Origin of the sequence: Rubidibacter lacunae KORDI 51-2 (genome assembly GCF_000473895.1) — a bacterium.
GTDB classification, from domain to species: domain Bacteria; phylum Cyanobacteriota; class Cyanobacteriia; order Cyanobacteriales; family Rubidibacteraceae; genus Rubidibacter; species Rubidibacter lacunae.
In genome coordinates this window covers 20409-33244 of record NZ_ASSJ01000076.1, presented here as the reverse complement: position 1 = coordinate 33244, position 12836 = coordinate 20409, and the positions used below count along the sequence as shown (strand labels likewise).

General features: G+C 56.8%; 18 protein-coding genes. 7 read left to right on the top strand and 11 right to left on the bottom strand.

Going from position 1 to position 12836, the window contains the following annotated elements; translation table 11 throughout:
• Positions 1-98 precede the first annotated feature (98 nt).
• The 3 genes from KR51_RS13235 to KR51_RS13225 all read right to left on the bottom strand — a co-directional run bounded on the left by KR51_RS13235 (position 99) and on the right by KR51_RS13225 (position 1605).
• A complete protein-coding gene (locus KR51_RS13235; RefSeq protein WP_022608529.1) occupies positions 99-284 on the bottom strand; it encodes a hypothetical protein in 186 nt (61 codons plus the stop codon).
• Positions 285-461: 177 nt separating this feature from the next.
• Entirely contained in the window at positions 462-1157 is a 696-nt protein-coding gene (locus tag KR51_RS13230) for a helix-turn-helix domain-containing protein (RefSeq protein WP_022608528.1), read from the bottom strand.
• Positions 1158-1341: 184 nt separating this feature from the next.
• Entirely contained in the window at positions 1342-1605 is a 264-nt protein-coding gene (locus tag KR51_RS13225; RefSeq protein ID WP_040656252.1) for a sulfiredoxin, read from the bottom strand.
• Positions 1606-1864: 259 nt separating this feature from the next.
• Between KR51_RS13225 and KR51_RS13220 the strand changes: the two genes are divergently transcribed.
• From KR51_RS13220 to KR51_RS21010, 6 genes are all read left to right on the top strand, one after another.
• Positions 1865-2086 carry an RNA-binding S4 domain-containing protein gene (locus KR51_RS13220; RefSeq protein WP_408638124.1) on the top strand — a complete coding sequence of 74 codons (222 nt, stop codon included), beginning with the start codon at positions 1865-1867 and terminating at the stop codon, positions 2084-2086.
• 121 nt (positions 2087-2207) lie between these two features.
• Positions 2208-2408, top strand: a complete 201-nt coding sequence (gene rpmI, locus KR51_RS13215; protein WP_040656306.1) for a 50S ribosomal protein L35 — start codon at positions 2208-2210, stop codon at positions 2406-2408.
• Positions 2409-2514: 106 nt separating this feature from the next.
• Positions 2515-2874, top strand: a complete 360-nt coding sequence (gene rplT / locus KR51_RS13210; RefSeq protein WP_022608523.1) for a 50S ribosomal protein L20 — start codon at positions 2515-2517, stop codon at positions 2872-2874.
• Between the two features lie 73 nt (positions 2875-2947).
• Positions 2948-3733, top strand: coding sequence for a transporter substrate-binding domain-containing protein (locus KR51_RS13205; protein ID WP_232214613.1), 786 nt, complete (start codon positions 2948-2950; stop codon positions 3731-3733).
• 132 nt (positions 3734-3865) lie between these two features.
• Positions 3866-4414, top strand: coding sequence for a tetratricopeptide repeat protein (locus tag KR51_RS13200; RefSeq protein WP_022608519.1), 549 nt, complete (start codon positions 3866-3868; stop codon positions 4412-4414).
• A gap of 122 nt (positions 4415-4536) precedes the next feature.
• Entirely contained in the window at positions 4537-4671 is a 135-nt protein-coding gene (locus tag KR51_RS21010) for a hypothetical protein (RefSeq protein WP_269634912.1), read from the top strand.
• Positions 4672-4861: 190 nt separating this feature from the next.
• Here the strand turns inward: KR51_RS21010 and hisIE are convergent, their stop codons facing one another.
• The 7 genes from hisIE to KR51_RS13165 form a co-directional block, all read right to left on the bottom strand.
• Positions 4862-5527 carry a bifunctional phosphoribosyl-AMP cyclohydrolase/phosphoribosyl-ATP diphosphatase HisIE gene (gene hisIE, locus KR51_RS13195; protein ID WP_022608515.1) on the bottom strand — a complete coding sequence of 222 codons (666 nt, stop codon included), beginning with the start codon at positions 5525-5527 and terminating at the stop codon, positions 4862-4864.
• Between the two features lie 100 nt (positions 5528-5627).
• Complete coding sequence (locus KR51_RS13190) at positions 5628-6122, bottom strand: acyl-CoA thioesterase (protein ID WP_040656251.1); 495 nt, start codon at positions 6120-6122, stop codon at positions 5628-5630.
• 77 nt (positions 6123-6199) lie between these two features.
• Positions 6200-8056: an adenylate/guanylate cyclase domain-containing protein gene (locus KR51_RS13185; RefSeq protein WP_232214619.1), complete on the bottom strand. Its 1857-nt coding sequence runs from the start codon at positions 8054-8056 to the stop codon at positions 6200-6202.
• Between the two features lie 147 nt (positions 8057-8203).
• Positions 8204-9175, bottom strand: a complete 972-nt coding sequence (locus tag KR51_RS13180) for an aldo/keto reductase (RefSeq protein ID WP_022608509.1) — start codon at positions 9173-9175, stop codon at positions 8204-8206.
• A 108-nt stretch (positions 9176-9283) separates the two neighbouring features.
• A complete protein-coding gene (locus tag KR51_RS13175) occupies positions 9284-9598 on the bottom strand; it encodes a hypothetical protein (RefSeq protein WP_022608508.1) in 315 nt (104 codons plus the stop codon).
• Between the two features lie 404 nt (positions 9599-10002).
• Positions 10003-10395, bottom strand: a complete 393-nt coding sequence (locus tag KR51_RS13170) for a DUF1818 family protein (RefSeq protein WP_022608507.1) — start codon at positions 10393-10395, stop codon at positions 10003-10005.
• A 15-nt stretch (positions 10396-10410) separates the two neighbouring features.
• Positions 10411-10638 (bottom strand): DNA-directed RNA polymerase subunit omega, encoded by a 228-nt coding sequence (locus KR51_RS13165; protein ID WP_198016791.1) that lies wholly within the window; start codon positions 10636-10638, stop codon positions 10411-10413.
• 182 nt (positions 10639-10820) lie between these two features.
• On the opposite strand from KR51_RS13165, the gene KR51_RS13160 reads away from it, so the two are divergent.
• The gene (locus KR51_RS13160) at positions 10821-11561 is read left to right on the top strand and encodes a GDSL-type esterase/lipase family protein (protein ID WP_022608505.1); all 741 of its coding nucleotides are present in this window, start codon (positions 10821-10823) and stop codon (positions 11559-11561) included.
• A gap of 100 nt (positions 11562-11661) precedes the next feature.
• On the opposite strand, the gene KR51_RS13155 is transcribed toward KR51_RS13160, so the two are convergent.
• The gene (locus KR51_RS13155; RefSeq protein ID WP_040656302.1) at positions 11662-12834 is read right to left on the bottom strand and encodes a pyridoxal phosphate-dependent aminotransferase; all 1173 of its coding nucleotides are present in this window, start codon (positions 12832-12834) and stop codon (positions 11662-11664) included.
• Positions 12835-12836 lie beyond the last annotated feature (2 nt).

The following is a 12836-nucleotide window of genomic DNA, read 5'->3' as shown; positions in this document are numbered from 1 at the left end:
TCGGGCGTGCGATCGCATGTTCGATGCTGTCCGAACGGTTGCCTATTAACGGGTTAATAAAGTCACCCGGTAGGTTTTGTCCCAGGCGAGCAGGCGGGTCAATTTGGTTGCCAGCCTGAAACAGGCGGCGGCTCGAGGTCTGCATGCAGAACGCAAGCCAAGATTAGAACGTAGAGCCAGTAACCATAGCAAAACTTGATGTAATCGAGCCGATCGAGATCGCCAAGGTTGAAGTTGTCGAATTCGATATCGGCATAGTTGCCCACTCGCGGAACGATCGCCATCTCTCTTAACGAGAATTTTACGGATCAGTGGCTGAAGCTTTCAGGGCAAAAGTCTATCTGAGAGCGAGACTCTAGAGAGCGAGACTTCCGGGGCTTGGTAGGCAACGATACGCGAAGCAATCCGGCGCTTTCGTTCCGCGATCGCCGCTGGTGCGATCCCATCCAATCGCCTGCCTTTTAATCAACCGGACCGACCTGCGCGCGAAACAGTAACTTGTCGCCCCAGCGATAACCGGCATAGCGGACCCGAACGCGATCGCCAGGTGCGGCAGTACCTTCAAGCAGCTGGTGCCATTGCGGGTCGTAAGGCAATTCGCTACCAACAGCAGCAATTGACTCCACCTCCCAGCTCCGAAGCAAATTGTCGATCGGTGCGGTCAGCGGCAGCAGGCGCGCGGCAGGTAATTCGGGATTGCGCTGCACGCCCGCGATCGCACTCGGCCACTGGCGCAGCCAGGGTTCGAGGAGATGCAAACTAGTGCGCTGGAAGTTTTTCTGTAGTTCTGCGTGCTGCCGGAGCAATTGCTGCTGCAGGATTTGGCATTCGCGTTGCATATCGGCAACATTTGGCTCCGGTCTCGAGACCCGATCCGGTTCCTGCAGCACTGCTGGTTCCGACGCCGATTCGCGACCAGAGGCGAATTCGGCGAGCAAATCGGTAGTTGGTATCTCCAGGACCCGGGCCAGCCGCTGCAGTGTCTCGACCCGCAGGCGATCGCATTGCCCGCGCCGGAGGTAGCGCAACTGCCGCTCGGAGACCCCAGCCTGCTGGCAAATTTGCCGCAAACTGAGCAAGCCCACCTGTCGCGCGCGATCGCGCAGCAATTGAGTGCGGTCGATTGAGTTATAGGTAATCGTTTCGGGCTGACTCATACATTACTGACTCATACATTTTAGGAGAGCTCGGGAAGCTATCTGCACAACAACGTTAGTACTAGCGCATCGGTGCACTTATCACAATAATTAGCGAATTAGCGCTGACGTCAATTGGCGCAGACGTCTCCTCTTCAGCATCGGCGCAAAGGCAATCCGTACCGAGTCAGCTCAGCGATCGCGTTTATGCCAAGTGGTGCTGAAGAACGGATTTGGGCGCGCGCCGCACGCGACATTCGATCGTTTCTTTGCCGAGGCGCTGGTGCGCTTCGTAGCGGTGGCAACCGGAGAAGCCGTAGTACCGACCTTCAACTTCCAGGACGTCGATCGGCTCGCGCAACCCCTCCTGCGCGATCGACTCCATCAGCACGCGAACTTTCTCGGGATCGTTCTGGCGCGGGAGCGGGCGGTGAATGAGGTTGAGGGGAATTTCGCGGATTGCTCTCATGATTACTCCTAGACGCACATCGACACAATTGCGATCGGCACCTCCTTAAGCGTAGTCGTTATGAGTTTGAGTTGCAAGCACTGTGTCAGTCACTTGGGTGCGGGCACAGTACTTGGCGCGCGATCGGCGAGGGTGAGAGACTGGAGTCCTCTATTGCCGTGCATCTTGGCGGTATTCGGTAGTACCTTTTTATGAGCTGCATGCACGACCTTCCAGGCAAGCGCGGTTGTGTTGCGACAATAGTTGTAGTTCCTTCGCGTTGTCCGCTAGCAACATGAACGTCATGCCCGAACGCGCCATCAAACTCGACCAATTCCTCAAACTCGTCGGTGCTGCAGGGACTGGCGGGCAGGCAAAAATTCCGATCCAAGATGGACTCGTCAGCGTCAACGGCGAAGTCGAAACCCGTCGCGGACGCAAGCTCCACAGTGGCGATGTCGTCACCATCGGCGATCGCGCGTTCCCCGTCACACTCGATTGAGTCGGCCAGCGCGTCAGATGCGGCAGCGGGCAATTCGGTTGCAAACATTTAACGCGATCGTTGCATTTCGCGATTCAGTTAAGGTAGATTGGTATTTCGTGTCGAATTGGGCTCGGTCGGAATGCCAAAGATGAAGACCTGCCGTGCGGCAGCCAAGCGCTTCCGCACCACGGGCAGTGGGAAGATCCGTCGCCGTAAGGCAAACAAGAATCACCTCCTGCAGCACAAGAGTTCTCATCGCAAGCGTCGCCTGTCACAACTGACATTGGCTGATGACAGCGATGGCAACAATATCAGCAAGATGCTGCCGTACATGAAGTAATCTCTCGGTAGGGCGTGAGCGGCTGGAGCGTGCATCGCAGCTCTGCAGACGTCCATACCGACATGACAAGGATTTAACTCGCACGGTTTGAAAGGAACGTAAAGCGATGAGCAGGGTCAAACGGGGGAACGTCCGGCAGAAACGCCACAAGAAGATCCTCAAGTTAGCGAAAGGATTCCGGGGCTCTCACTCCAAACTATTCCGCACCGCCAACCAGCAAGTAATGAAGGCGTTGCGCAACGCCTACCGCGATCGTCGGCGCCGCAAGCGCGACTTTCGACGCTTGTGGATCGCGCGCATCAACGCTGCCGCTCGCTTGAACGGCATGAGCTACAGCCGCCTAATCGGAGCGTTGAAGCAAGCCGAGATCGGACTCAACCGCAAGATGCTTGCCGAGCTAGCCGTCCTCGACCCGGCTGCATTTGCCAAAGTGGTCGAAACCGCTGCTACCAAGTCCGACGGCTAGGGATATTATCAGTCCGAACCCGGCAGAACTCGGTTCCTCTTGGAGCCGGGTTTTAAAGCGTTCTCTCGTCGTTGTGGCTCCCGTTATGATGCATCGCCTACTGCGCACCAGCATCGCCGCGCTCTCCACCACTTTCATTGCATCAAGCGCGGCAATTGCGGCCGACCTCGAAGAGATACGCGCGCGCGGCCGGCTCATCGTTGCTATCAACGATGATGCCCGCCCGTTGGCTTTTCGTGACGAGGGTGGGGAGCTACGGGGTTTAGAAATTGACGTGGCACGGCACCTCGCCGAAACCCTAATTGGAGACCGCCAAGCGGTTGAATTCTTGAATGTCAGCAATCGCGAGCGCCTGGGCGCTGTCCTCGAGGGTGACGCTGACGTGGCGATCGCCCGACTGAGTGCCACCCCCCCGCGATCGCGCCTCGTAGCCTTCAGCAACTATTACTATCTCGACGGCACCGACTTCGTCACTCGCAACACCGAGATCGCTGCTGTTTCCGACCTGCGCCGTGCACGTATCGCCGTCCTCGAGAACTCCGACACGATCGCGATCGTCCGTTACCGCTTCCCGAATGCAGACCTGGTAGGCGTATCTTCTTACCAAGCTGCCTTTGACTTGCTCGAAAGTGAAGCTGCGGATGCCTTTGCAGGCGATCGCAGCATCCTAACGGGGTGGGTGCAGGAACATCCAGAATATCGCCGCCTTGATGCACAGCTGTCCGTAGCTGCCTTGTGCGTGGCGATGCCAAAAGGCTTACAGCACGCGCGACTGCATCAGTCCGTCAACCAAGCAATCGCTCGGTGGCAGAGCTCAGAGTGGTTGCGCGACACAACCCGGCGTTGGGGCTTGTTATAGGCACGCGGCGATCGCAACTCTATACACTGGAGCACCCAAAGCACCGGAAGCAATCACAATAGAAAATTGAACGCCAAGCTCTCCACCGTGCGGTTCAGCAAGGTGGAGAGCTGCATAGTCTGCCGCCTTACCATGAACGAAACGTTGCCTGCTATCTATATCATTGTTTTGCTCGTATTACTGAGTGCCGCTGGAATCTTTGTTTTCCGGCAAGTCTGGCGAACGCGCCGCAACGAAGGTCGCCTTTCGCAACTACAGTCCAAGCTGCGGAGTGAGGAGGGCACGCCCCAGGATTTTTACGAACTCGGCAGCATCTATCTGCAGAAAAAACTCTTTGTACAAGCCAGTAAAGTTCTTCAGCGCGCGCTCAAGGGTAAGGGCATCGAACCAGAGAATCGCGCCCTCGCCTACAATGCTCTGGGTTACGCCTACATCGCTCAGGAGCAGACCGATCTAGCCATACGGCAGTACAAAGAAGCCGTCAAACTCTATCCCGACTACACGATTGCCTGGAACAACCTCGCCGATGCTTACGAGCGCAAGAGCCTCACGGCTCAAGCCATCGATGCTTACGAGCACACGCTGGCACTCGACCCGAGCAACAGTGTTGCCAAGCGCCGCGTTGCATCGTTACGCAAGCGCATAGCGCCCAACAAGCCGGTAGATCCTGCCAGTTCCTAAGCGGATTTGCCCGGCGATCGCGACTGCAGTTCGATCCGGGGGCGGCGTTGGCTATGCTGATGCAGGAATAATGAGTGCGACCGCGAACGAGCAGCAAACCGTCATTCTCTTGCTCGTCGCCCATGTCTCAGGAGTATCACTGTCCGATGTCCGGTCCGGAGGCATTGGCAGTGCGATCGGAACGGGATCGGTATCGTATAGTGGTAATTTTTGCTCTAAAAACGGTCGCTAACCGCCAAGATCGCGAGGGTGAGTGAAGGAACCCACCGAGTTCGAGCGAACTAAGCAATCTTACTCTCGGTAATTGAATTCTTGTGCGGCTTCCTGCGGAATTTCGAGCTACCAGCTATGCCGCGAGACTTCGAAGCCATCTTCTGCGCAAGAACCTGGACTTTAACGAAATACGACGATCGAAACGCCGCGGAATGCTGAGGGTGCTCCAGCGACCTAGCGTCGCCGCGCTTGGAGTTTGCGATATACCTCTCGTAGTTCTACACGGTGATATGCCATCGCTACGAGCACGTGATAGAAAATGTCAGCCACTTCGCTGGCGATCGCATCGGGGTCGTCGTCTTTGCAGGCCATCACGACCTCAGCCGCTTCCTCGCCGATTTTCTTGAGGATTTTGTTGTCGCCGCCGGCAAGCAGTTTGTTCGTATAAGAACCTTCCGCCGGCCGTTCGCGGCGATCGCGCACAACAGCATACAGCTCCGAGAGCGTGTCGGCTGGCGGCGGGAGGGGGGGACTCTCGCCAGCTTGAGGCGAGTCAATGCGGTGAAAGCAACTCCGCTCGCCCAAGTGGCAGGCAATGTCGCCGATTTGCTCGACACCGACTAGGAGCGCGTCGCAGTCGCAGTCGTAGCGAATTGTCTTGACGCGCTGGAAATGACCCGAAGTCGCACCTTTGTGCCAAAACTCCTGTCGCGAACGACTCCAGAACCAAGTGTCCCCGGTTTCGAGGGTCTTGGCTAAAGACTCGCGGTTCATCCAAGCCAGCATCAAAACCGTGCCGTCGAGATAATCCTGCACGATTGCCGGCACGAGTCCGCGGTCGTCGTAACGAATGCGATCGAGGGGAACGGCACCGTTCGGAGCTGCAATCGAGTCGGACATCGGTAGCGGCGGTCTCCCGGACCGCAGGGGAAATCGGCTCGCGAATTGTAACGCAAATCTCGACGCAATCGCGCCAGCCGAGGGCGACTAACCGCATTTACTAAACGGAGAGCTTGACCAGGGCGGCTTTGACGCTTGGAGGCAACTGGCGCAGGATTCTACCTTGCTCGCGATCGACGGCAACAAGAGTCACGGTAGCGGTGGCAAACAGGTCGCGCGCGCTGGCTGCTTGGATGCGGCAGTCCCAATTGATGCGAACGCCATCCATCTCCAACATTCGGCACTTGACGATTGCGTGGGTGCCCATTGGAATCGAACGGTGGTAGCGAATTGCCAGTTCGACAACGGGTAGGTCGCAACCGAGGGCAACTAGCTCGCTGAAGTCGATGCCGATCGAGCGCAAGCATTCAACGCGAGCTTCTTCCAGCCAGCTCACATAGGCACCGTGCCAGACGTTTCCGGCGTAGTCGGTGTGGTGCGGATGGGCGCGGACCGGATATTCGAACCATGGCGCTTCGGCACGCGCCTGCAGGGCGTGGCTTTGGATGGCGTCAGTTGGCGGCAGTTGAGGCGGTGCGTCAGACACGGTAGGCAAGCTAAATCCTTCCTTTCAACTATACGAGCAGGCGATCCCATCTCATCACCCCGCTGGACGAACGTTGCCCCTGCGTCTTAACGCCACGAACTCCGGTACACCTGGATGGCGCGATCGATGCCTTTGAAGGTACATTCACCTGCCGGGGCGAACTCGTCATGGTGCCGCTGCAGGCGGCGATAGGTATCTTCCCCGATTACGCACTCTCCAGGCATGCAAACGGCTTCCAGGCGCGAGGCAAGATTGACCGTCGCACCCAATACCGTGTAGTCCGCACGCTGGGAGCTGCCTACGTCCCCCACCACGGACTTTCCGCTGTTGATGGCGATGCGGAGTTCCAGCGGTTGCGGCCAGACCTGTCGGGCGTTCATTGCCTCCAGACGCTTCAGCATCCCCCAGGCAGCTGCCACGGCGCGATCGGCGTGATCGGGTTGCGGCTCGGGCGCACCAAAAAACGCCATAATGCAGTCGCCGATGAATTTATCCAGCGTGCCGCCCGTGCTGAAAAGCGGGTCCAACATCTCCTCGAAGAAATCGTTGAGGAGCCGGGCAATTTCCTCCGGACTCAAGCGCTCCGAGAGCGAGGTAAAACCCACCAGGTCGGCAAACAGGACCGAGACATCGGCTTCCACCGGCGTAAAATTTTCCGAAGCACCCAAAGAGATCAGTTGCTGGACGACGGCCGGCGAGTGATAGCGCTCCAGTCGCTGGCGAATCTGCTCCTCATTCTGGAGCTTGCGCGTCAGCAACCATCGCTGAACGCTCGAAGCCACTAAGTTCGCAATCGTTGAAAAGAAACTCAGGTCTTGGTCCTCAGACGGATCGAGCTTGCTCAACCCGAGTTGCGCGTCAGCGTACAGCACGCCAACGATTTGCTTCTCGTCCCAAAGCGGCACTGCAAGTGCCCCGCTGATGCCCTTAGACAAGATGCTGTGCTCGCCTTCGAACCGCTCGTCTGTTTGAGCATCGATCGTCTTGAGCGCAACTTTCTCGGTAAATACTTGCTGGCAGATGCTGCGACTGATCCAGTCGCCGCTGTTGAGAGAGTGCAGCTCGCTCGGTGTCAAGGCCACAAGCTGTTTTTTTTTGCCGTTGCTGACTGCTGTATTGAGCGTTCGTATGCCCGAATATCCCTGCTGCCGGCCGGCTGCTTTAAACAACTCTAAGTTGCCCGTACCCTTTACGTCGATTAATAATGCTAGGCGTTCGATGCCCTTCATTTCCTGAAAAATAACGTCGCGAACGCGATCGAAAATTGCGTCGATCGACTCAGCACTGCTGAGCGTTTTTGCAATCTCGACAACGTACTTGAGTCGCGCATTAGCAATATGTTCGGTGCTGAAGGGATCCTTCTTTGCATCGCCCTCGATCCACTGTTGTTGCAATTCTTCAGCACTACGCAAGATTGTACGCACCTGGTCATCCGGCGATGTAGTCGGACCGGATGAAGCATCAACGGACATCTGTGGTAGCGTTGAAGTAGAATTGAGCAGATAAATAAAAATAAAAATGTTGCCGATTTGGATGACGTCACCGTGATTGATTCGCTGCACTGATTTGAGGCGAAATTGATTGAGGAGCGTACCGTTCGTGCTACCGAGATCCTCAACGAGCCACTCGCCCGCTCCTAGACGCATTAATCGACAATGGTGGCGCGAAACTTCCGAAAAGGGAAGGTACAGATCGCAGCCCGGCAACCGTCCGACCAAGAACTCGTCATTCACAATGTCTAGCATCCGCTCTGGAATGCCTTCCTTGTGAATGCGCAACTGAAGTTCGGCCGTTGTGTTCATGACGCGTGCATAGTCGGGCAGCCAAATAGTCCGAGCGGGTTGGCGACAGTTGTGCCGCATTGCCTGTAACGCAGGTATTGCATACAGCCGCGCTGGCAATCTGGTTGCATACACCGGAAAGCTGCTGGCAAAGGGAGCCACCAACGGACCTGCCTAGCGCAACTTCTGTCGCATAGTAGGCGTTCCATAAGATAACGCTATTGTGACATCAGATCGGTCATGCTCGCCTCCGCGATCGCCGCAAAATTCACCAAAATATGCTTGCGAGGTGATGCAGAGTATTTACGGTCAATATACGAAATCCCATAGAACAGGGTTATTTAGATCGAGACGGTCCTGGAGCGGCCGCGAGATCGCATCAAGTTCTTTTAGATCGATCGCTGACAAGCAAATGCGACTGGCGCCAGCGTTGTCTGTGACTTGCAGGGGCGATCGCGCGCCGGCGATCGCGGCGGTGTTGGGTTGGGCAACAACCCAAGCAAGGGCGAGTTGTGCGAGGCTGCAATGGTGGCGGGCAGCAATCGGGCGCAGGCGATCGACCGCATCGAGCGCGCATTGGAAGGTCTCACCCTGAAAGAGCTTGCCTTCGGCGCGGTGATCGCCTTCCGCAAACTGATGGTTGCGGGAGAACTTGCCGGCTAACAGACCTTGAGCCATCGAAGAGTAGGCTAAGACCGAGATATCGTTGGCAATGCAGTAGGGAATTAGCTCGGCCTCAGCATGCCGCCAAAATAGGGAGTACGGCGGCTGCAAACTGTCGATGCGGCCGTGTCGAGCGGCCTCAACCAGCTGCGCGCGGTTGAAGTTCGAGACGCCGATCGCGCGAATCTTGCCGTCGGTTTTAAGCCGAGTGAGAGCGTCCATCGTGTCAGCAATTGGCACGCGCTCGGTACCAAAGCTGCCGGCAGGCCAGTGGATTTGGTAAAGATCGAGATAGTCGGTTTGCAGGCGCTGCAAAGATTGCTCGCAGGCGGCAATGACATCGTCACGACCGAGGCGATCGGCGAAGACTTTGGAGGCAAGTTCGTAGCGATCGCGCTGTACTCCTGCCAAAGCTCGACCGATGACCACCTCGGAGTGACCCTTGCCGTAAACTTCGGCGGTATCGATCGTGGTCATACCGACATCGAGGGCCGCACGGATCGTCGCGATCGAGCCATCGTCTTCGATGCCAGCCCACATGGTCTTGCCAGTTTGCCAAGTGCCTAGCAAGAGCTGGCTAATGCGCACGTCTGAGGTGCCGAGGAGTTGTTTGTCCACGAGCGGTGAGATTGCTGAAGAGTTGCTACTGCATTAGAGCGCGTTCCAAACTCGCTCTCGGACCTTGATTCACAACGGTTTGCCTATGTGATGCCCTCGCACGTGCATTTAGGAGGCAGGCGGAACGCGATCGCTGGGAACAAGGAACAGCCGGTAAGCGACGATGAGTGCCGTGCCGAGTGCAGCAACCGCGAATAAAACTGCAATAAGATGCATCAGGGCTTGGAGAACGGTAGCGATCGCTGCAAACGCAAGAATAAAGGCGATCGTCTTTCCGACGGGTGATAGGTTCTCGAACCAGTTTCGCAGGCGCGCGGTCAACGAGCCACCTGAAGCCGGAGAGGTGGAGGGCACCGAAGCATTAATTTCGGCGTCCAGCTCTTGCAAGCGACGTTCCCAATCGGGACGATTTCCAGTAGCCATCGTGTTGAAGTGAATCGCAAGAGTTCAACTGTGATGTCGGGGGCAGCAGTCGCGCGACGAGCACTCAGCCCCACAGACTCTTGAATCTTAACGAATCGACCGTTGCGAGCGCGACCAATCTGACCGTGCTTCCAAGTGGCGCGGAGCCTCACATGCATCGAGGTGGGAAGCAACGCCGCGATTTCGTTACGAGTAGAAGCATGACGGTTTGCCGCGTCGAGTCGGCGTCCCGAAAAGAGATACATCTTTTGACTAGCACGTTGCCAATCCCAATCCCGACGACGCAGATATGGGCGGTGCTTAGTGAGCTAAACCGTTTGACGGCAAACGTATGCATTACCTGCTCGTGTATTACCTGCCTGGCGAACTCTACTTGAAGATATGAACGCAAGCAAAGTTACCGCTTAGAAGACGTGCAGCCCTCTTACGGCATGCACGAGTCCCGGGATGGATGCAGCAGTCCAGCTACCTTCACAGCGCCGATCGCCCGTGAATATAGCTCGCAATGTGTAAGCGTGGGGATAGCCCTCAGCTTCCAGCCACAACAATTCGCTTTCAAGTTCACAAGTCACCTGCTCGGCATCCATCAACACGTTAGCTAGCTGTCGAATGGTCTCATCGAGCTCTGCGAGCAAGCGACAGAAATCGTCTAACTCCGGCTCGGTCAATTCGATCGCCCAGTCATCGGTACCGATCAGTCCTAGATAGCGCTCGGCATGTGGGTCCCAGCCGAGTCGCCAACCGGGCCCTCTTCTAAGAATTCGCTCGCATGAGCCGCTGGCACGTTCGCGTGGCACTGGCTAGAGAGCGACCTAGTCGCCGATGATTTCCGGCTGGGTGAGCTCGTCGGACATTTCGATAATGGCGCGAATCGCGGGCTTCATCATCGGATCGTCGAGGCTGTCAAAGTCTTCATAACGGCGGCGTTTGGCGCGGCTGGCGACCTGGACGGTGATGCGATAGCGGTTGGCTGCAGCGAGCATCAAGTCTTCAGCTCGTTGAACGACTTCTTCAGAGTCGAAAGAAGTGGGCTTATACAGCATGCGAATTCTCTGGAAACGGCAAACAGTTCGGCATTCATCTTAGCGGCTCTGCTCGGGCGCGCGTGCGCTATCGGGCAAGAGCAAGTTTGGTGAAGGAATGTGTCGCGATGTAAACTTCTTCATAACATTTCGCGTGGAACAGCCAAGACCGATCTCAAAGAGGAGGGAGCAATCGCACTATGACCGTGACAGTGGAGATGCCGATACAGTTGGTTCGCAGTAAGGGACCCCACCTACAGCGAATAGCTGCAATCGGCGACAGTTTGATTTACGGCTTTGGCGACTCTGAAGGCGGTGGATGGGTGGAGCGCCTGCGCTGTCGGTGGCTGGACCCAGCTGCACCCGGACCGGCAGTCTACAACTTAGGCGTGCGCGGCGATCGCGTCGGACAGGTAGCCGCGCGCTTCGAGCGAGAGGTATGCGGGCGCGGGGAGCTAAGACGGCAGGTTCCAGATCTGGCGATCGTGTCGGTCGGGGTCAATGACTCGGCCCGGTTGGGACGACCAGACGGGCGTTTGTATACGCCGATTGAGACCTTCGCAACGGATTTAGAAAACTTATTGGCGATCGCACGGGACGTATGTCCGGTGTTGTTCGTAGGAATGGTGCCGGTGAACGATACGCGGATGCCGTTTGCCGGGAGCTTGTATTTTTCGTTGGCAGAGCAACGACGATATCGCGACGTAACGCGGGGGATTTGCGCTCGCCGGCGGGTGCCGTATCTCGACACATTGGCATTATGGGAGCAGCGCGGGAGGGCATGGTGGCAGGCACAACTTTGTCCGGATGGCTTGCATCCTAATGTGGGCGGCTATCGGGTATTACTGGCAGACGTGTTGGCATGGGAGGCGCTGTGCCCCTATGGATTGGTGGCGCCCGGACCGAGCGCGCTAGAGCGATTGCCGGCCGGGGTTGGTTAGGTAGCGACTCCAGCGAGCGTCGACGGTTGGTGGCAGGCAGGGTCTGCGACTGAAGCGGTCGTCTTCTTAACCGGGGGCAACTATGTTTGAGCCTGCCACATTATGCTCCCGTTATCTTTTCGACAAACTTAGCCAGTCGCATCATCCCTTCTTCCACAGACGCCAGATCTGTTGCGTAGGAGAGACGTATGCAACTGTCGTTGCCAAAGGCACTGCCTGGAATCGCTGCAACGCGATGTTTCTCGAGTAGTTCTTTACAGAAATCGAGCGATGTATAACCGGTATGACTGATGTCAACGAAGACATAGAACGCACCGTCTGGCCGGGGACAGCCCAGCGGCGGGATTGCGTCTAGGTGTTTCAGTATGGCTCGACGGCGCACGGCAAAAGCATTCAGCATCTCGCTCACGCAATCCTGCGATGACTCAAGTGCGGCGATCGCTCCGAATTGTGCAAAGGTGCAAACGTTGGAAGTACTGTGTCCCTGCACTGTCGCCATTGCCTTCACGATCTCTACGGGAGCGGCAATGTACCCAACGCGCCAACCTGTCATTGCATGGCTTTTTGCAAACCCGTTACTGATAATCGTCCGCGCTTGTAGCTCCGGGCTGACGGCGGCAATACTGAAATGCTTGGCATTGTCGTAGAGAATCTTCTCGTAGATTTCATCCGAGACCACGAGTATGTTGTGCTTGAGGACCTCGGCTGCCAGCGCGCGAATCTCGTCGGGCGCATACACCGCTCCCGTCGGGTTGGACGGCGAGTTAAGAACAAAAAGTTTAGTGTTGGGTGTAATCGCAGCGTGCAGCTGTTCGGGCACGATTTTGTAACCCGTTTCGGCACTTGTTGGCACAAACACCGATTTGCCACCTGCCAAGGCAACCATTTCCGGATAGCTCAACCAGTAGGGCGATGGAATGATGACCTCATCCCCCGGCTCGATCAAAACTTGAATGAGCTCGAACAGCGAATGCTTGCCGCCATTGGTAACGATGATGTTCTCTGGGGCATAAGTTAGTCCGTTGTCGCGTTCGAGCTTACGGGCGAGCGCCGCGCGCAGAGTGGGCTCGCCAGCTGCCGGCCCGTACTTGGTTTTCCCCTCATCGAGGGCGCGTTGGGCAGCTGCTTTGACGTGTGTCGGCGTATCGAAGTCGGGTTCGCCCGCGCTGAAACTGCAAACATCTATGCCTTCAGCTTTCATCGCCTTGGCCTTGGCCGTAATCGCCAGTGTCAGCGATGGCTTGATCCGATCGACTCGCCCTGCTAGCTTGATAC

Coding starts and splice junctions, on each gene's coding strand:
- KR51_RS13175 (WP_022608508.1), bottom strand. CDS start 9,598: ATGGCTACTGGAAATCGTCCCGATTGGGAACGTCGCTTGCAAGAGCTG.
- KR51_RS13235 (WP_022608529.1), bottom strand. CDS start 284: ATGGCGATCGTTCCGCGAGTGGGCAACTATGCCGATATCGAATTCGAC.
- KR51_RS13160 (WP_022608505.1), top strand. CDS start 10,821: ATGACCGTGACAGTGGAGATGCCGATACAGTTGGTTCGCAGTAAGGGA.
- KR51_RS13200 (WP_022608519.1), top strand. CDS start 3,866: ATGAACGAAACGTTGCCTGCTATCTATATCATTGTTTTGCTCGTATTA.
- rpmI (WP_040656306.1), top strand. CDS start 2,208: ATGCCAAAGATGAAGACCTGCCGTGCGGCAGCCAAGCGCTTCCGCACC.
- KR51_RS13225 (WP_040656252.1), bottom strand. CDS start 1,605: ATGAGAGCAATCCGCGAAATTCCCCTCAACCTCATTCACCGCCCGCTC.
- rplT (WP_022608523.1), top strand. CDS start 2,515: ATGAGCAGGGTCAAACGGGGGAACGTCCGGCAGAAACGCCACAAGAAG.
- KR51_RS13230 (WP_022608528.1), bottom strand. CDS start 1,157: ATGAGTCAGCCCGAAACGATTACCTATAACTCAATCGACCGCACTCAA.
- KR51_RS21010 (WP_269634912.1), top strand. CDS start 4,537: ATGTCTCAGGAGTATCACTGTCCGATGTCCGGTCCGGAGGCATTGGCA.
- hisIE (WP_022608515.1), bottom strand. CDS start 5,527: ATGTCCGACTCGATTGCAGCTCCGAACGGTGCCGTTCCCCTCGATCGC.